Annotated in this window: 15 protein-coding genes; 7 read left to right on the forward strand and 8 right to left on the reverse strand. The window is 64.6% G+C overall.

Annotated elements, in window-relative coordinates:
• Position 1: 1 nt before the first annotated feature.
• Positions 2-1,636: a phospholipase gene (locus R5C80_RS03045; RefSeq protein ID WP_110604805.1), complete on the reverse strand. Its 1,635-nt coding sequence runs from the start codon at positions 1,634-1,636 to the stop codon at positions 2-4.
• Positions 1,637-1,825: 189 nt separating this feature from the next.
• On the opposite strand from R5C80_RS03045, the gene R5C80_RS03050 reads away from it, so the two are divergent.
• The 6 genes from R5C80_RS03050 (at position 1,826) to R5C80_RS03075 (ending at position 7,532) form a co-directional block, all read left to right on the forward strand.
• Positions 1,826-2,767: an AEC family transporter gene (locus R5C80_RS03050; protein WP_023631898.1), complete on the forward strand. Its 942-nt coding sequence runs from the start codon at positions 1,826-1,828 to the stop codon at positions 2,765-2,767.
• A 49-nt stretch (positions 2,768-2,816) separates the two neighbouring features.
• Positions 2,817-4,172, forward strand: coding sequence for an amino acid permease (locus R5C80_RS03055; protein WP_313047890.1), 1,356 nt, complete (start codon positions 2,817-2,819; stop codon positions 4,170-4,172).
• A gap of 471 nt (positions 4,173-4,643) precedes the next feature.
• Complete coding sequence (locus R5C80_RS03060) at positions 4,644-5,312, forward strand: FadR/GntR family transcriptional regulator (protein WP_319049781.1); 669 nt, start codon at positions 4,644-4,646, stop codon at positions 5,310-5,312.
• A gap of 13 nt (positions 5,313-5,325) precedes the next feature.
• Positions 5,326-6,606, forward strand: coding sequence for a CynX/NimT family MFS transporter (locus tag R5C80_RS03065; RefSeq protein ID WP_110604801.1), 1,281 nt, complete (start codon positions 5,326-5,328; stop codon positions 6,604-6,606).
• Positions 6,607-6,721: 115 nt separating this feature from the next.
• Entirely contained in the window at positions 6,722-7,192 is a 471-nt protein-coding gene (locus R5C80_RS03070; RefSeq protein ID WP_319049782.1) for a nuclear transport factor 2 family protein, read from the forward strand.
• 43 nt (positions 7,193-7,235) lie between these two features.
• Positions 7,236-7,532: a GIY-YIG nuclease family protein gene (locus tag R5C80_RS03075; protein ID WP_023629129.1), complete on the forward strand. Its 297-nt coding sequence runs from the start codon at positions 7,236-7,238 to the stop codon at positions 7,530-7,532.
• 115 nt (positions 7,533-7,647) lie between these two features.
• On the opposite strand, the gene R5C80_RS03080 is transcribed toward R5C80_RS03075, so the two are convergent.
• Both R5C80_RS03080 and yejK read right to left on the reverse strand, forming a co-directional pair.
• Complete coding sequence (locus R5C80_RS03080; protein WP_023629128.1) at positions 7,648-7,890, reverse strand: hypothetical protein; 243 nt, start codon at positions 7,888-7,890, stop codon at positions 7,648-7,650.
• Positions 7,891-8,234: 344 nt separating this feature from the next.
• A complete protein-coding gene (gene yejK, locus R5C80_RS03085; protein WP_094011701.1) occupies positions 8,235-9,242 on the reverse strand; it encodes a nucleoid-associated protein YejK in 1,008 nt (335 codons plus the stop codon).
• Between the two features lie 390 nt (positions 9,243-9,632).
• Here yejK and R5C80_RS03090 point away from each other — a divergent pair, with 390 nt between their 5' ends.
• Positions 9,633-9,914 (forward strand): HU family DNA-binding protein, encoded by a 282-nt coding sequence (locus tag R5C80_RS03090; RefSeq protein WP_008098055.1) that lies wholly within the window; start codon positions 9,633-9,635, stop codon positions 9,912-9,914.
• Positions 9,915-9,961: 47 nt separating this feature from the next.
• Here R5C80_RS03090 and rlmF read toward each other — a convergent pair whose 3' ends face one another.
• The 5 genes from rlmF to R5C80_RS03115 all read right to left on the reverse strand — a co-directional run bounded on the left by rlmF (position 9,962) and on the right by R5C80_RS03115 (position 16,356).
• Positions 9,962-10,912 (reverse strand): 23S rRNA (adenine(1618)-N(6))-methyltransferase RlmF, encoded by a 951-nt coding sequence (gene rlmF / locus R5C80_RS03095; RefSeq protein ID WP_023629115.1) that lies wholly within the window; start codon positions 10,910-10,912, stop codon positions 9,962-9,964.
• A 119-nt stretch (positions 10,913-11,031) separates the two neighbouring features.
• Positions 11,032-13,878, reverse strand: coding sequence for a valine--tRNA ligase (locus tag R5C80_RS03100; RefSeq protein WP_023629114.1), 2,847 nt, complete (start codon positions 13,876-13,878; stop codon positions 11,032-11,034).
• 128 nt (positions 13,879-14,006) lie between these two features.
• On the reverse strand, positions 14,007-14,378 hold the full coding sequence (locus tag R5C80_RS03105; protein WP_046854295.1) for a hypothetical protein: 372 nt from the start codon (positions 14,376-14,378) through the stop codon (positions 14,007-14,009).
• A 5-nt stretch (positions 14,379-14,383) separates the two neighbouring features.
• Positions 14,384-14,812, reverse strand: a complete 429-nt coding sequence (locus tag R5C80_RS03110; protein ID WP_023629112.1) for a DNA polymerase III subunit chi — start codon at positions 14,810-14,812, stop codon at positions 14,384-14,386.
• A gap of 50 nt (positions 14,813-14,862) precedes the next feature.
• Positions 14,863-16,356, reverse strand: a complete 1,494-nt coding sequence (locus tag R5C80_RS03115; RefSeq protein ID WP_038706751.1) for a leucyl aminopeptidase — start codon at positions 16,354-16,356, stop codon at positions 14,863-14,865.
• Positions 16,357-16,421 lie beyond the last annotated feature (65 nt).

The following is a 16,421-nucleotide window of genomic DNA, read 5'->3' on the forward strand; positions in this document are numbered from 1 at the left end:
GTCACGCGTTGCGATCGATATAGAGCGTTGTCTTTGCGTCCAGGCTGGCGATCAGTTCCGGTGAACCGCCGCGGAACTGGCGGAACAGGTTGCGCCCGCGTTGCTTGCCGTCCGCCGGCACCTGCACGCTCGGGTGGAACTGGTCGGTGAGCTCGGCATAGCCGCTCCATGGGCCAATGTACGACTCGTTGAGCTGGTCGGTGATGCTGAAGGCATAGCGCACCGCGTTGCCCCGTTGCCAGTTCAGGCCATCGGGCTCACGGCGCTCCCAGCCGGTGATCACCGGCGCGGTGGCGGGGGCGTCGATGAAACCGGTGGGCTTGTTCGGCTTGTAGTCCTTGAGCAGCAGGTAGGTGCTCCAGCCCCACCAGTCGCTGATGCGGTTGCGGTCGTTGAGGTCGTTGACGTCCTTGCGCCGCAGCACCGCCTTGCCGTCCTGGAAGTACAGCGCGGCGAAGTTGCCGGGCACCAGGTCCTGTTCGGCGGCGCGCAGGTCGGGCGCCAGGCGCAGGGCCGAAAAGTCCTTGGCCTGGGGCGCGCGGCCCTCGGCGAAGGCCTGGAACACTTCATCGACCGAGCGCTGCACGGCGCGCGTCACTTGACGACGGTTGGCCACATCGACGCTGTCGAAGTAGCGCTTGTCGCCGTAGGCGCGCCATTGCTCGCCCTCGGCATTGCGCACGGCCAGGCCGTACTTGCTGTCCTCGTCGTGCATGAAGCGCGAGATCAGCGAGCCGACGTCGCTCGGCGTGACGGTGTCGGCCAGGGCCTTGCGCGGCACCCGCAGGTGGCCGGCGGAGAACAGGTCGGTGAGGAAGTGGTCGGCGAAGGCGTTCATCGCATAGGCCAGTTGCAGGTCGCGTTCGGCGCCGCTGGCGCGGGCTTTCAGCGCCTGCTGCAGGGCGGCGGCGTGGCCGGCCTGGTAGGCCAGCAGCGCCCAGGGGCCGAAGTGGTCCCAGTTGCTGGCGGCCAGTTTCAGGTAGCGGCCCAGGGGGAACAGGTCGGAGGCGAAGCTGCCGCCGCCGGTGATGCGGTTCCAGCGTGCCGACAGGCTGTCGCCCAGTGCATCATAGGCTTCATGGGGCTGCCGGCCGTCCTTGATGGCCTGGTTGGCGGCGCGGATTTCTTCCTGCATGACCGCGAGGATCTGTTCGGCTTCCGCCTTGGCCGCCTGCAGGCGCGCCAGGGAGTCGAAGGCCTGGATGAAGCGCTCGATCCGTTCGGCGTCGGTGCCGCCATCGGCGATCGGGCGCTCGGGCAAGCCATAGAAATCGCCGCCCAGGGCGATCACCTGGCCATAGGTCAGGTTCAGGCCGTTGGGCAGTGGCAGCGGCGACTGATGGGCGGGGATGCCCGGTTGGCCCACCTCGTAGCGCAGCAGGGCGTTGTCGCCGATGGCGGTGTGTTCGGCGCCTTCGAAGAAGAGCTCCGGGCCGCGCTGAGCAGCTTTGCCGCCAGCCGACGGTGGCGCAGGGCGGTGATACTTGAGGGTGTGGTGACCGTGCATGACCAGTATCAGATGGCTGTCGGGGCCGGGCAGGGCGATACCGTGCTCATCGAACAGCTGGTCGAGGTCAGCGACCACCAGCGTGGCATGGGCCTTCGCGGCCAGAGGTGCAGCGTGCATTCCTGACATGATTTGCTCCTTGCAATGTCTGGACAATCCATTTTTTACTGTATGTATATACAGCAGTGCATATCATATGTAGGAAATTTCCTAGGTCAAGAGCCCTTTGTGCTGGCATCTGGCAGCTGTGGCGGGCGCAAGCCCCCGGCTCTCACGTATGATTGCGCTCCCTAACGGCATTTCCCGGGACCACGTTGCATGCTCGCCCTACTCATCCAGACACTGAACATCACGGCCCCTGTGTTCGCCATGCTGTTCATGGGCGTGCTGCTCAAGCGCATCCGCTTGATCGACGACAACTTCAACCGGGTCGCCTCCAAGCTGGTGTTCAACGTGTGCATGCCGGCGCTGCTGTTCCTCGGCATCTACCACGCCGACCTGGCGTCGGCGGTGAAACCAGGGGTGATGCTCTACTTTGTCGGCGCGACGCTGGCGTGCTTCGGTCTGGCCTGGGGCCTGGCGATCTGGCGCTGCCCGCGGGCTGACCGCGGCATCTACACGCAAGGCGCGTTTCGCGGCAACAACGGCGTGATCGGCCTGGCACTGGCGGCCAGCCTGTATGGCGACTACGGTATATCCCTCGGCGCGGTTCTGGCCGGGTTGGTGATCCTCATGTACAACTCGCTGTCGGCGGTGGTACTGGCGGTGTACAGCCCGGACCTGAAGTCCGACCCGTGGAGCATCTGCAAGAGCATCCTCAGCAACCCGTTGATCCTCAGCGTGCTGGTGGCAACACCCATGGCCTACGGCCAGGTGCCGCTGCCCAACTGGCTGCTGACCTCCGGCGACTACCTGGCGCAGATGACCCTGCCGCTGGCGCTGATCTGCATCGGTGGCACCCTGTCGCTGGCGGCCTTGCGCGACAGTGGCAGGCTGGCCGTCGATGTCAGCCTGGCGAAGATGGTCTGGCTGCCGCTGCTGGGCACCCTGGGTGCCTGGCTGTGCGGGTTCCGTGGTGCCGAGCTGGGCATCCTGTTCCTCTACATCGCCAGCCCCACTGCGGCGGCCAGCTATGTGATGGCGCGGGAGGCCAACGGCAACCATGAACTGGCGGCGTCGATCATCGTGATCACTACACTGATGGCCGCCGTCACCACGAACGTCGGGATTTTCTTCTTGCAATGGGGTGGATGGATCTAGTCCAGTTGCAAGCAAAACCAATAACACTGCCTCACCTAAAGGACACTTCATGCAAGACCAGAGCACGCCCGAGCGCTTGCAGCGCGGGCTGAAGAATCGCCATATCCAGCTGATCGCGCTGGGCGGGGCCATTGGCACCGGGCTGTTCCTGGGCATCGCCCAGACCATCCAGCTGGCCGGCCCGTCGGTGCTGTTGGGCTATGCCATCGCCGGCCTGATGGCCTTCCTGATCATGCGCCAGTTGGGCGAAATGGTGGTCGAGGAGCCGGTCGCCGGCAGTTTCAGCCACTTCGCGCACCAGTACTGGAGCGAGTTCGCCGGTTTCGTCTCGGGCTGGAACTACTGGGTGGTGTACGTGCTGGTCGGCATGGCCGAGCTCACGGCCGTGGGGATCTATGTGCAGTACTGGTGGCCGGACTTCCCGACCTGGGCCACTGCGGCGATTTTCTTCGTGGTGATCAACGCCATCAACCTGACCCAGGTGAAGGTGTATGGCGAAATGGAGTTCTGGTTCGCCCTGGTGAAGGTGGCGGCCATCGTCAGCATGATCGGCTTCGGCGCCTGGCTGCTGGGCAGCGGCCACGGCGGGCCGGATGCCAGCGTCGCCAACCTGTGGCAGTACGGCGGCTTCTTCCCCAATGGCGTCACCGGGCTGATCATGGCCCTGGCGGTTATCATGTTCTCCTTTGGCGGCCTGGAGCTGGTGGGCATCACCGCCGCCGAAGCGGCCAACCCGCGTGAGAGCATCCCGAAGGCGACCAACCAGGTGGTCTATCGCATCCTGATCTTCTACATCGGCGCGCTGGCCGTGCTGTTGTCGTTGTATCCCTGGCAGAAGGTGGTGCAGGGCGGCAGCCCGTTCGTGATGATCTTCCACGAACTGGACAGCGACCTGGTGGCGACCATCCTCAACATCGTGGTGCTGACCGCCGCGCTGTCGGTCTACAACAGCTGCGTGTACGCCAACAGCCGCATGCTGTTCGGCCTGGCCACGCAAGGTGACGCGCCGCGCCAGCTGCTCAAGGTCAGCCGCCGTGGCGTGCCGCTCACCGCGCTGGGCGTGTCGGCCTTTGCCACCGGCCTGTGCGTGCTGATCAACTACCTGATGCCGGGCGAGGCCTTCGGCCTGCTGATGGCCCTGGCGGTATCGGCGCTGGTGATCAACTGGGCGAGCATCAGCATCACCCACCTGAAGTTCCGCAAGGCCAAGCTGGCGGCCGGCATCACGCCGTTCTACAAGAGCCTGTGGCACCCGCTGAGCAACTACCTGTGCCTGGCGTTCATTGTGCTGATCCTGGTGGTGATGTACCTAACCCCGCCAATCCGTATCTCGGTGATGCTGATCCCGGCGTGGATCGCCGTGCTGTGGGTGGCGTTCCGGATGAAGAAGGCACGTCAGGCCTGATCTGCTCCATGTCGGTTTCAGGATCGCAGTGGCGATAACATCGCCACTGCCAACCACGAAACTCGAATTTCTTGCTCTTGCTCTTGCTCTTGCTCTTGCTTCTAAGCGCACGGTAGCTCAGGCGCCGCCGATTGCGACTTCAGGAGGCCGAGTGTAGGGCTTGCGTAGGGAGGCGACGGGCATCCATGCCCGTCGAGCGCCGATCAGGCCATGGATGGCCCGTCGGCGCGTACTCCCGGAGCAAGCCCGGAGCAACCCCGGAGCGCAGCGCAGGGGCCGTATGAACGGAGCCGAACGGTTTTGCTTACTTTTCCCAAGAGAAAAGTAAGCCGCCGTAAAGGCGGAAAGGTGACTAAAAGTCGACATCTTCCGGGAATGTGCATGTAAAACTCAAAACAGCCACTTAAAGAACAACACCTCCCGTCCCTTGCACCACCCCCACCAACCCGCTATCGTCAAGCAATTCATCCGATGACTGGACGTAATCCCCCCGTGACCCCGCTCATCAAACGCAGCCTGGTAGAACAAGCCGTAGACCAACTCCGCGAGCGCATCGCCCAGGGCACCTGGTCAGTAGGCCAGCGCTTGCCCACCGAACCGGAGCTGGCCAGCGACCTGGGCATCAGCCGCAACACCGTGCGCGAGGCCATGCGCGTCCTAGCCTTCAGCGGCCTGGTGGAAGTCCGCCAGGGCGACGGCAGCTACCTGCGCACCGCCGTGGACCCACTGCATGCCGTACAGGTGATGTCGCGCTGCGCCGTCGAACACGCCCGCGAAACCCGCCATATCCTGGAAACACAAGCCATCGGCCTGGCCGCGTTGCGCCGCACCGAAACCGACCTGCAGGCACTGCGCGACGCCCTGCACCACAGCGCGCAGCACTACCACGGCAATGTGGATGCCTATGTCGAATGCGACCTGGTCTTCCACCAGCGCCTGGTGGACGCCGCCCACAACCCCGCCTTGAGCGAGCTGTACCGCTACTTTTCCGGTGTGGTCGGCGCGGCCCTGCAGCACAACATGACGACCGTCCCCCGTTGCCAGGCCGTATTCGACCTGCACGGGCAGATCCTCGACGCCCTCGAACAACGTGATCCGGAGCGGGCCAAGCACCTGAGCCGGACCCTCATCGAATCCTGACCACGAGAAGGCCATGGCCGAACAACTGACCCGCAACACCGCGCCCCGCGAGGCGGACCTCGAAGAACTGCTGATCGACGCCGAGGCCGACGATGAGCAAGTCCAGCAACAGCCTGTGCTTCTACGCCGGCCCTGGCTGTTGCTGCTGGGCCTGGTACTGGTGGCGCTGAACCTTCGTCCGGCGTTGTCGAGCATGTCGCCCGTACTCGGGCAGGTGTCCGAAGGGCTGGGGCTCAGCGCATCGCAGGCGGGCCTGCTGACCACCTTGCCGGTGCTGTGCCTGGGGCTGTTCGCGCCGCTGGCGCCGATCCTGGCACGACGCTTCGGTAGCGAACGGGTCATCCTCGGCATCTTGCTGACCCTCGCGCTGGGCATCCTGGTGCGCAGTGCCCTGGGCGCCACCGGCGTGTTCATCGGCAGCCTGATGGCCGGTGCGAGCATCGGCATCATCGGCGTGCTGCTGCCCGGCATCGTCAAACGCGATTTCCCACAACATGCAGGCACCCTGACCGGCGTCTACACCATGGCGCTGTGCCTGGGCGCGGCAATGGCCGCCGGTGCCACGGTGCCCTTGACCCGCCACTTCGATGACAGCTGGGCGCTGGGGCTGGGCTTCTGGGTGCTGCCGGCGCTGCTGGCGATGCTGGTGTGGCTGCCGCAGTCCCGCCAGGGCCATGGCGTGCACAAGGTGGCCTACCGGGTGCAGGGCCTGTGGCGTGATCCGCTGGCATGGCAGGTGACCCTGTACATGGGCCTGCAGTCGTCGCTGGCGTATATCGTGTTCGGCTGGTTGCCGTCGATCCTGATCGGCCGTGGGCTGAGCCCGACCGAGGCGGGGCTGGTGCTGTCCGGCTCGGTGATCGTGCAACTGGTCAGTTCGCTGAGCGCGCCATGGCTGGCGACGCGCGGCAAGGATCAGCGCCTGGCTATCGTGGTGGTGATGCTGGTGACCCTGGGCGGGCTGTTCGGCTGCCTGTACGCGCCACTGGAAGGGCTGTGGGGCTGGGCGATCCTGTTGGGGCTGGGCCAGGGCGGCACCTTTGCCCTGGCGTTGACCTTGATCGTGCTGCGCTCCAAGGACGCCCATGTGGCGGCCAACCTGTCGAGCATGGCCCAGGGCGTGGGCTACACGCTGGCCTCCATGGGGCCGTTCGCGGTGGGGCTGGTGCATGACCTGACCGGGGGCTGGGGCGCGGTTGGCTGGATCTTCGCGGTACTGGGGATCGGCGCCATTGTGTTCGGGTTGGGTGCCGGGCGTGCGTTGCATGTGGGTGTGGTCAGCGAGCGGGTCTGAGAGCTGTCGGCACATGCCTGGGGCTTCGGCACCATTCATGGCGCAAATGGCTGTGGCGCCAAAGCCGGGCGGGGACTATCTTGCGCTTCTCGAGCCCCAGTACGGATAACCGCCAATGAGCGATGCCAACAGCGCCCTGATCACCCGTTTCTACCAGGCCTTCCAGCGCCTGGACGCCGAGGCCATGGTGGCCTGCTACAGCGACGACATCGTTTTCAGCGATCCGGTCTTCGGCACTTTGCGCGGGCAGGATGCCGGGGACATGTGGCGCATGCTCACCCGCCGTGCCAAGGACTTCACCCTGACCTTCGACAGCGTGCGCAGCGACGAGCGCGGTGGCGGCGCGCACTGGGTGGCGACCTATCTGTTCAGCCAGGCCGGGCGGGTGGTGGTCAACGATATCCAGGCGCGCTTCGTGATCCGCGACGGCCTGATCTGCCAGCACGACGATACCTTCGACCTGTGGCGCTGGTCGCGGCAGGCCCTGGGCATGCCGGGCGTGCTGCTGGGCTGGTCGCCGATGCTGCAGAACAAGGTGCGCCAACAGGCGTTCAAGGGGCTTCGCGCATTCCAGCAGGCGTGCTGAGGCGTTAAGCTGTCGGCCTTCTTCCGTTGCACCGAACCGAGCCGTGAGCGAAACAGCGCCTTCCCCCGACTGCAAACCCTGGTACGTCTATCTGGTGCGTGCCGCCAATGGCTCGCTGTACTGCGGTACCAGCGACGATCCGCAGCGGCGCTTCATCAAGCACCAGAAAGGGCAGGGCGCGCGGTATTTCAAGACCAGCCCGGCGCAGGCGCTGGTGTATGTGGAGCAGTGGCCGGACAAAGGCGAGGCGCTGCGCCAGGAGCGGTTGGTGAAGAAGCTGCGCAAGGCGGCGAAGGAGGCGTTGGTGGCCTCCTATATTGGTCTCGCCACGGACCCATGACACGTTGCGGCGCCTTGGCCATGCTGTGCGGGCGCCATCGCGTGGCAAGCCCGCTCCCACGTAGCTAAGTCCTGCGAAGTCCTGGCGTGGGAGCGGGCTTGCCCCGCGATCTGGCTTAATGCAGCGTCGGTGCCTGTGCCGGCACCTGTACCTGGATCAACGCCGCTTCGAGCAACACACGCAGCGACTCCATCTCATGCATCGACGCCATCATCAGCACGGCGGCCGGCGACCTGGGTTTGAGCTGCACGGCATGATGGGCCACGGTCAAGGCGCACAGGGCGTACTCGGTGGCCTGGATGAGGGTGTCTTCGAGGGAATGAGGGTTGTGGGGTGGATCGGGGACAATCTTCAGCATTGGCTTGGCTCTCTCAGAAGGGCCACCACCAACTGCTGTCAAACAAGTGGGTGGCAGCTATGCGTGGGTTGACAGACCGGTGAGAGAACCTGACCCGGCGCACACGAGGTGCCCCACGCACAACCGCCATAGAGCAAGCCATGCAAAAGGTTCTCAGCGGCCTGTCAAAGCCGATCGCTGAATATGCAGCGACCGCCCGAGACTAGAGGCCAACCCAGACCACCGCAATGGCTTGAAAGGGCTTGGGAGTATCTTTGGGAAATGGACTACAGGGAATGGGGAAAGTCTTATAAATCGAAGATCTTTCCGAGGTTGCCGGGGCTGCGCCGCAGCCCCAGACGATCTCAATCCTTGCGTCGCTTCAACTGGTCGATCAGTTGGGTCGGCAGGCCTTTGATGACCAGCGTCCCGGCTTCTTCGTCATACTCGACCTTCGAGCCGAGCAGGTGCGCCTCGAAGCTGATCGACAGCCCTTCGGCACGCCCGGTGAAGCGGCGGAACTGGTTGAGGGTGCGTTTGTCGGCCGGGATCTCCGGCGACAGCCCATAGTCGCTGTTGCGGATATGGTCGAAGAACGCTTCGGGGCGGTCTTCGTCGATCAGGCTGGAGAGTTCTTCCAGCGTTACCGGTTCGCCCAGCTTGGTCTGGGTGGTGGCGTAGTCGACCAGGGTCTGGGTCTTCTCGCGGGCGGATTCTTCCGGCAGGTCCTCTTTCTCGACGAAGTCGCTGAAGGCCTTGAGCAGGGTGCGGGTCTCGCCCGGGCCGTCCACGCCTTCCTGGCAACCGATGAAATCGCGGAAGTAATCCGAGACTTTCTTGCCGTTCTTGCCCTTGATGAACGAGATGTACTGCTTGGAGTTCTGGTTGTTTTTCCACTCGGACAAGTTGACCCGCGCCGCCAGGTGCAGCTGGCCCAGGTCCAGGTGACGCGAGGGGGTCACGTCGAGCTCGGCGTTAACTGCCACGCCTTCACTGTGATGCAGCAGGGCGATGGCCAGGTATTCGGTCATGCCTTGCTGGTAGTGGGCGAACAGCACGTGGCCGCCGGTGGACAGGTTGGATTCTTCCATCAGCTTCTGCAGGTGCTCGACGGCCACGCGGCTGAAGCTGGCGAAGTCTTTCTCCCCGTCCTGATATTGCTTGAGCCAGCCACTGAACGGGTAGGCGCCGGACTCGCCGTGGAAGAAACCCCAGGCTTTGCCTTGCTTGGCGTTGTAGCTGTCGTTGAGGTCGGCCAGCAGATTTTCGATGGCGTCGGAGGCCGCCAGTTCGCTGTCGCGAGCATGGAGCACGGCGGGGCTGCCATCGGGCTTCTTGTCGATCAGGTGAACGATGCAATGACGGATTGGCATGTAATTCTCGGTGATAGGAGCGGTGAAAAGCCGCGCTGCAAAAGGCGCTCAGTTTAACCCAGGGCGAGGGTGATGCAGTGGCCAGATGTTGGCGTATATGTCGGTTGTTCGTTTTTTGTTCAAATATTTGCGATTTTTCTGAAAGCCCCGAAAAACCTGAACAAAAACGCAGTCGGCAGCGGATATTTATCGATTCCTGTGGTAGCTTTGCGCGGTCTTGCGCCCCTTGGGTGGCGCATTGCTGGCAGATCGCTTGCGCAGTGTCGAACCAAACGCCGATTTGCGTATCTACATACGCGATCGACGCGGCCTCTGGATTGTCCCGGGCTGGCCCGACCACCGACCAAGCACGCTGCACAACTACTGAATTTGATAGGAAGGAACACCACCATGGCACTGACCAAAGACCAACTGATTGCCGATATCGCTGAAGCCATCGACGCGCCGAAAACCACCGCGCGTAACGCTCTGGAGCAACTGGGCCAGATCGTCGCCGACCAACTGGAAAACGGCGCCGAAATCACCCTGCCAGGCATCGGCAAACTGAAAGTCTCCGAGCGCCCTGCCCGTACTGGCCGTAACCCTTCGACTGGCGCCGCCATCGAAATCGCTGCCAAGAAAGTCGTCAAGTTCGTTCCTGCCAAAGCCCTGAGCGACTCGATCAACAAGTAATTGTTGATTTGACGAAACCGCGCCCGGCTTGCCCGGGCGCGGTTTTTTCATGCCCGGGATTTGCGCAGGGTGTGCCATTGCTGGCGTGCACTCTCGTCGTGGAAACTCCAGGCAACCATGCGGCTCTGCTTCTGCCCCTGGCCCATTTCGACGATGCGCAGGTCCTTCACCCCGGCCTTTTTCAAGGCTGCCTCGATACCCGGCAGGTTGCTGGCCTTGGACACCAGGCTGGTGAACCACAGCACCTGGGCGGCGTACTGCGCGCTTTCGGCGACCAACTGGGCGACGAAGCGGATCTCGCCACCTTCGCACCACAGTTCATTGTTCTGCCCCCCGAAGTTCAGCACCGGCAGCTTGCGCTTGGGGTCCTGCTTGCCGAGGTTCTTCCATTTGCGTTGGCTGCCGCGGGTGGCCTCCTCGCGCGAGGCGTGGAAGGGCGGGTTGCACAGGGTCAGGTCAAAGCGCTCGTCGGCCTGCAGCAGGCCGCTGAGGATGTGCTTGCGATCCGCTTGCAGGCGCAGGCCGATGGCCTTGTCGAGCTTGTTGGCCTGGACGATGGCCTTGGCCGAGGCCAGGGCCACGCTGTCGATGTCGGAGCCGGTGAAGCGCCAGCGGTAGTCGCTGTGCCCGAGCAGGGGGTAGATGCAGTTGGCGCCGACGCCGATATCCAGGGCGTGCACCTGGGCGCCGCGGGGGATTTCACCGCCGTTGTCTTCGCCCAGCAGGTCGGCCAGCACATGGATGTAGTCGGCGCGGCCGGGGATCGGCGGGCACAGGTAGTCGGCGGGGATGTCCCAGTGCTGGATGCCGTACTGGGCCTTGAGCAGGGCGCGGTTGAACACCCGCACGGCTTCAGGGTTGGCGAAGTCGATGCTGGGTTTGCCGTAGGGGTTGGTGATGGTGAAGCGGGCCAGGTCCGGATGTGCCTTGATCAGGGCGGGGAAGTCGTAGCGGCCCTGGTGGCGGTTGCGCGGATGCAGGGTGGGTTTCTGGGTCATGGTGGGGTCCTGAAAAAGCATCGCCGGCAAGCCGGCTCCCACAGGATAGTGCAGTACCTGTGGGAGCCGGCTTGCCGGCGATGGGCTGCGAAGCAGCCCCCTATGGCTTCACGTTTGAATTACAGCGCAGCAATCCGCGCATGCTGTTCGGTGAAGTTGGCCAGGGCCTGCTCCGATTCGGCCAGCTTGGCGCGTTCCTTCTCGATCACCGCAGGTGGGGCCTTGTCGACGAAGGCGGCGTTGGACAGCTTGCCGCCGACGCGCTGCACTTCACCCTGCAGGCGCTGGATCTCCTTGCTCAGGCGCGCAAGCTCGGCGTCCTTGTCGATCAGGCCGGCCATCGGCACCAGCACTTGCAGGTCACCCACCAGGGCGGTGGCCGACAGTGGTGCTTCGTCCTGTTCGCCGAGCACGGTGAACGACTCGACCTTGGCCAGCTTCTTGAGCAGCGCTTCGTTTTCCTGCAGGCGACGCTGGTCGTCGGCATTGGCGTTCTTCAGGAACAGCGGCAGCGGCTTGCCCGGGCCGATGTTCATCTCGGCGCGGATGTTGCGCAGGCCGACCATCAGCTCCTTGAGCCACTCGATGTCGCCTTCGGCGGCGGCGTCGATGCGGCTTTCGTTCGCTTCTGGCCATGGCTGCAGCATGATGGTCTTGCCGTTGATGCCGGCCAGCGGCGCGATGCGCTGCCAGATCTCTTCGGTGATGAACGGCATGAACGGGTGGGCCAGGCGCAGGGCCACTTCCAGCACGCGTACCAGGGTGCGGCGGGTGCCGCGGGCGCGCTCGACCGGGGCATTCTCGTCCCACAGCACCGGCTTGGACAGCTCCAGGTACCAGTCGCAGTACTGGTTCCAGATGAACTCGTACAGCGCCTGGCTGGCCAGGTCGAAGCGGAACTGCTCGAGCTGGCGGGTCACCTCGGCTTCGGTACGCTGCAGCTGCGAGATGATCCAGCGGTCGGCCAGCGACAGCTCGTAGGCCTCGCCGTTCTGGCCGCAGTCCTCGCCCTTGTCCAGCACGTAGCGGGCGGCGTTCCAGATCTTGTTGCAGAAGTTGCGGTAGCCTTCGACGCGGCCCATGTCGAACTTGATGTCACGACCGGTGGAAGCCAGCGAGCAGAAGGTGAAGCGCAGGGCGTCGGTGCCGTAGCTGGCGATGCCTTCGGGGAACTCGGCCTTGGTCTGCTTGGCGATCTTCTCGGCGAGCTTGGGCTGCATCATGCCGCTGGTGCGTTTTTCCAGCAGGGCGTCGAGGGTGATGCCGTCGACGATGTCCAGCGGGTCGAGGACGTTGCCCTTGGACTTGGACATCTTCTGCCCCTGGCCATCACGCACCAGGCCGTGCACGTAGACGGTCTTGAACGGTACCTGCGGGGTGCCGTCCTCGTTCTTGATCAGGTGCATGGTCAGCATGATCATCCGGGCGACCCAGAAGAAAATGATGTCAAAGCCGGTGACCAGCACGTCGGTGGAGTGGAACTTCTTCAGGAACTCGGTCTGTTCCGGCCAGCCCAGGGTGGAGAAGGTCCACAGGCCCGAGCTGAACCAGGTGTCGAGCACGTCGTCATCCTGGCGCAGTTTCACATCGTTGCCCAGGTTGTGCTTGGCGCGCACTTCGGCCTCGTCGCGGCCGACATAGACCTGGCCGGCCTCGTCGTACCAGGCCGGGATGCGGTGGCCCCACCACAGCTGGCGGCTGATGCACCAGTCCTGGATGTCGCGCATCCACGAGAAGTACATGTTCTCGTACTGCTTGGGCACGAACTGGATGCGGCCGTCTTCGACGGCGGCGATGGCAGGCTCGGCCAGCGGCTTGGTGGAGACGTACCACTGGTCGGTCAGCCATGGCTCGATGACGGTGCCGGAGCGGTCGCCTTTCGGCACCTTCAGGGCGTGGTCGTCGATGCTGACCAGCAGGCCTTGGGCGTCCAGGTCGGCGACCATCTGCTTGCGCGCGACGAAGCGGTCGAGGCCGGCGTACTGGGCCGGCAGCGAGGTGTCGAGCTGCTCGTTGACGCTGCCGTCGAGGTTGAATGCCTGCACCGCGGCCAGCACGGTGGCGTTCTTGTCGAAGATGTTCAGCAGCGGCAGGTTGTGGCGCTTGCCGACTTCGTAGTCGTTGAAATCGTGGGCCGGGGTGATCTTCACGCAGCCGGTGCCGAATTCGGGGTCGCAATAGTCATCGGCGACGATCGGGATCAGACGACCGACCAGCGGCAGTTTGACGAACTTGCCGATCAGGGCCTGGTAGCGCTCGTCGTTCGGGTTGACGGCAACGGCGACGTCACCGAGCAGGGTTTCCGGACGGGTGGTGGCGACCACCAGGTGGTCCTTGCCGTCGGCGGTCTTGGCGCCGTCGGCCAGCGGATAGCGCAGGTTCCACAGGTGGCCCTTCTCGTCGTGGTTTTCCACTTCGAGGTCGGAGATTGCCGTGTGCAGCTTGGTGTCCCAGTTGACCAGGCGCTTGCCGCGGTAGATCAGGCCGTCTTCGTGCAGGCGCACGAAGGCTTCCTTGACCGCCTCGGAGAGGCCGTCGTCCATGGTGAAGCGCTCGCGGCTCCAGTCCACCGACGAGCCCAGGCGGCGGATCTGGCGGCTGATGTTGCCGCCCGACTGGTCCTTCCACTCCCAGACCTTCTCCAGGAACTGCTCACGGCCCAGGTCGTGGCGGTTCTGGCCCTTGGCCTCGAGCTGGCGCTCGACCAGCATCTGGGTAGCGATACCGGCGTGGTCGGTGCCCGGCTGCCACAGGGTGTCGCGCCCTTGCATGCGGCGGAAACGGATCAGGGCGTCCATGATCGCGTTGTTGAAGCCGTGGCCCATGTGCAGGCTGCCGGTCACGTTCGGCGGCGGGATCATGATGGTGTAGGACTCGCCTGCACCTTGTGGGGCGAAATAGTTCTCGGACTCCCAGGTGTTGTACCAGGAAGTTTCGATGGCGTGCGGCTGGTAGGTCTTATCCATGCGCGGCGGGACCCTTAGGCATTAATTCGGGAAAGCCGGGAAGTATAACCAAGCTGCGCGTTTCAAGACAGGTGTAGCGGGCAAGCCCGCTTGAGGGAACGGGCTTGCCCCGCGATGCGGACGAAGGGTTACTCGGAACGCTTGAGCAACCGTTCCAGCCGCGCATCGAGGCGGCGCTTGATCTCGGTCTCGATGTGCGGGGTGAAGTCGTTGATCACGTCCTGCATGATCGACTGCGCCGCGGCGCGCAGTTCGGCGTCCAGATGCAGCAGGGTGTCCTGGCGGCGGGTCTGGGCGTCCTCTTCGGGTGCCGGAGTCGGTGCCGGCGCTGCGGCGGCGGGCGCTTCGGCGCTCGGCTCGTCGAGCAGCAGGGGGATCTGCTCCACGGTTTCGGTCAGCAGGGGCGGTTGCAGGTCGGCGTCACCCAGCAGCTCGCGGATCGACTCGAGGTCGTCGAGCAGGTGGGCGGAATGGGTCAGGGAGTTCAGCTGCTTGTCCATCGTCGTCAAAGTCGCTGTAAGCGGTGGTCTTGCAGAGCATAGCCCTGTTCGCGGTAGAAACGGAATCGCTCGCGAGCGGCCAGGCGGATGGCCGGCTCCTCGACGACGATTTCGGCGACCCGTTCGAACTGGCCGACAAAGGCCGGAACCTCGCCACCCAGGTTGATCAGCAGGTCACGGTGTTGGCCAGCATCGGCGCCGACACCCAGCGCGACAACCGCGTCCGGGTGCTGTTCGGCATGATCGTGGGGCAAGAAGGCCTCGCCCTTGAACTGCCACAGGCGCAGGTCAAGTTCGCTGCGCTGCGCCTCGTCCTGGCAGTGCAGGTAGACCCGGTGGCCGAGGCGCCAGGCCTTTTCGCACAGCTTGCAGGCGAAATCCAGGCGCACCGACAGCGAGTCGCTGGGCAGGATGTAGAAATCGACTTTGCTCATGATCGTTAAGTGCCGGCCGGTGGCGCAGGGGCGCCACCGGCTGCGCGCCATCAGGCGCCGGCGCGGTCCAGCAGGTACTGGGTGAGCAGCGGTACCGGGCGGCCCGAGGCGCCCTTGTCCTTGCCGCCGCTGATCCAGGCAGTGCCGGCGATGTCCAGGTGCGCCCAGTGGTAGGCCTTGGCGAAGCGCGACAGGAAGCAGCCGGCGGTGATGGTGCCGGCCTTCGGGCCACCGATGTTGGCGATGTCGGCGAACGGGCTGTCCAGCTGCTCCTGGTACTCATCGAACAGCGGCAGCTGCCAGGCGCGGTCGTCGGCGCGCTTGCCGGCGTCGAGCAGTTGGCCGACCAGGGCGTCGTCATTGCCCATCAGGCCGGAGGTATGGCTGCCCAGGGCGACGATGCAGGCGCCGGTCAGGGTGGCGATGTCGATCACCGCCTGTGGCTTGAAGCGTTCGGCGTAGGTGAGGGTGTCGCACAGCACCAGGCGGCCTTCGGCGTCGGTGTTGAGGATCTCGACGGTCTGCCCGCTCATGGTGGTGACGATGTCGCCCGGACGGGTGGCGCCGCCGCTCGGCATGTTTTCGGCGCAGGCCAGCAGGCACACCAGGTTGATCGGCAGCTGCAGCTCAAGCACGGCGCGCAGGGTGCCGAACACACTGGCGGCGCCGCACATGTCGTACTTCATCTCGTCCATGCCGGCGCCGGGCTTGAGGCTGATGCCGCCGGTGTCGAAGGTGATGCCCTTGCCGACCAGCACGAACGGTTTTTCGCTCTTCTTGCCGCCCTGGTAGTTGAGCACGATCAGCCGTGGTGGCTGGTCGCTGCCCTGGCCCACGGCGTAGAACGCGCCCATGCCCAGGTCCTTGATCTTCTTCTCGTCCAGCACCTCGACCTTGAGGCCCTTGTGCGCCTTGCCCAGGTCCTTGGCCTGTTCGGCGAGGAAGCTCGGGTGGCAGACGTTCGGCGGCAGGTTGCCCAGGTCGCGGGTGAAGGCCATGCCGGTGGCGATGGCGCTGGCATGCTTGACGGCGCGCTCGGCCTCGGCCTGACCAGCCTTGGCGGTGAGCAGGGTGACTTTCTTCAGGGCGCGCGGTTCGGCCTTCTGGCTCTTGTAGCGGTCGAACACGTAGTTGCCGTCGAGCAGGGTCTCGGCCAGCAGGCGGTACTTGCCGTAGTGGCCATCGCGGCCGGTGACGGCGATGTCGTCCAGGGCCAGCACGGCGTCGCCGCCACCCAGGCCCTTGAGCACGCCGGCGACGCTGGCCACCAGCTTGCGCCAGGCGCGGTCGCCGAGGGCTTCGTCCTTGCCGCTGCCGACCAGCAGCACGCGCTCGGCCTTCAGGCCCGGCAGGCTGTGCAGCAGCAGGGTCTGGCCCGGCTTGCCGGCCAGGTCGCCGCGCTTGAGCAGCGCGCTGATGGCGCCTTCGGTGGCCTGGTCGACGGCCTTGGTGGTGGCGCCGAGCTTGCGGCCTTCACCCACCGGCACGACCAGGGTGGCGGTCTTGACGGATACAGCGGCTACGCTTTTTACAACCAGTTCCATGTCTGGGGTCCCCGAATGATCTGTCAGTTGGCGCTGTCTTGGGCAAGCGCTCGTCAAACCGCCCC

The organism is Pseudomonas sp. On1 (assembly GCF_033783325.1).

What these genes read in the sequence shown, in the direction of transcription:
- R5C80_RS03045 (WP_110604805.1), bottom strand. Translation starts at nt 1,636, where the DNA reads ATGTCAGGAATGCACGCTGCACCTCTGGCCGCGAAGGCCCATGCCACG.
- R5C80_RS03050 (WP_023631898.1), top strand. Translation starts at nt 1,826, where the DNA reads ATGCTCGCCCTACTCATCCAGACACTGAACATCACGGCCCCTGTGTTC.
- R5C80_RS03055 (WP_313047890.1), top strand. Translation starts at nt 2,817, where the DNA reads ATGCAAGACCAGAGCACGCCCGAGCGCTTGCAGCGCGGGCTGAAGAAT.
- R5C80_RS03060 (WP_319049781.1), top strand. Translation starts at nt 4,644, where the DNA reads ATGACTGGACGTAATCCCCCCGTGACCCCGCTCATCAAACGCAGCCTG.
- R5C80_RS03065 (WP_110604801.1), top strand. Translation starts at nt 5,326, where the DNA reads ATGGCCGAACAACTGACCCGCAACACCGCGCCCCGCGAGGCGGACCTC.
- R5C80_RS03070 (WP_319049782.1), top strand. Translation starts at nt 6,722, where the DNA reads ATGAGCGATGCCAACAGCGCCCTGATCACCCGTTTCTACCAGGCCTTC.
- R5C80_RS03080 (WP_023629128.1), bottom strand. Translation starts at nt 7,890, where the DNA reads ATGCTGAAGATTGTCCCCGATCCACCCCACAACCCTCATTCCCTCGAA.
- yejK (WP_094011701.1), bottom strand. Translation starts at nt 9,242, where the DNA reads ATGCCAATCCGTCATTGCATCGTTCACCTGATCGACAAGAAGCCCGAT.
- R5C80_RS03090 (WP_008098055.1), top strand. Translation starts at nt 9,633, where the DNA reads ATGGCACTGACCAAAGACCAACTGATTGCCGATATCGCTGAAGCCATC.
- rlmF (WP_023629115.1), bottom strand. Translation starts at nt 10,912, where the DNA reads ATGACCCAGAAACCCACCCTGCATCCGCGCAACCGCCACCAGGGCCGC.
- R5C80_RS03100 (WP_023629114.1), bottom strand. Translation starts at nt 13,878, where the DNA reads ATGGATAAGACCTACCAGCCGCACGCCATCGAAACTTCCTGGTACAAC.
- R5C80_RS03105 (WP_046854295.1), bottom strand. Translation starts at nt 14,378, where the DNA reads ATGGACAAGCAGCTGAACTCCCTGACCCATTCCGCCCACCTGCTCGAC.
- R5C80_RS03110 (WP_023629112.1), bottom strand. Translation starts at nt 14,812, where the DNA reads ATGAGCAAAGTCGATTTCTACATCCTGCCCAGCGACTCGCTGTCGGTG.
- R5C80_RS03115 (WP_038706751.1), bottom strand. Translation starts at nt 16,356, where the DNA reads ATGGAACTGGTTGTAAAAAGCGTAGCCGCTGTATCCGTCAAGACCGCC.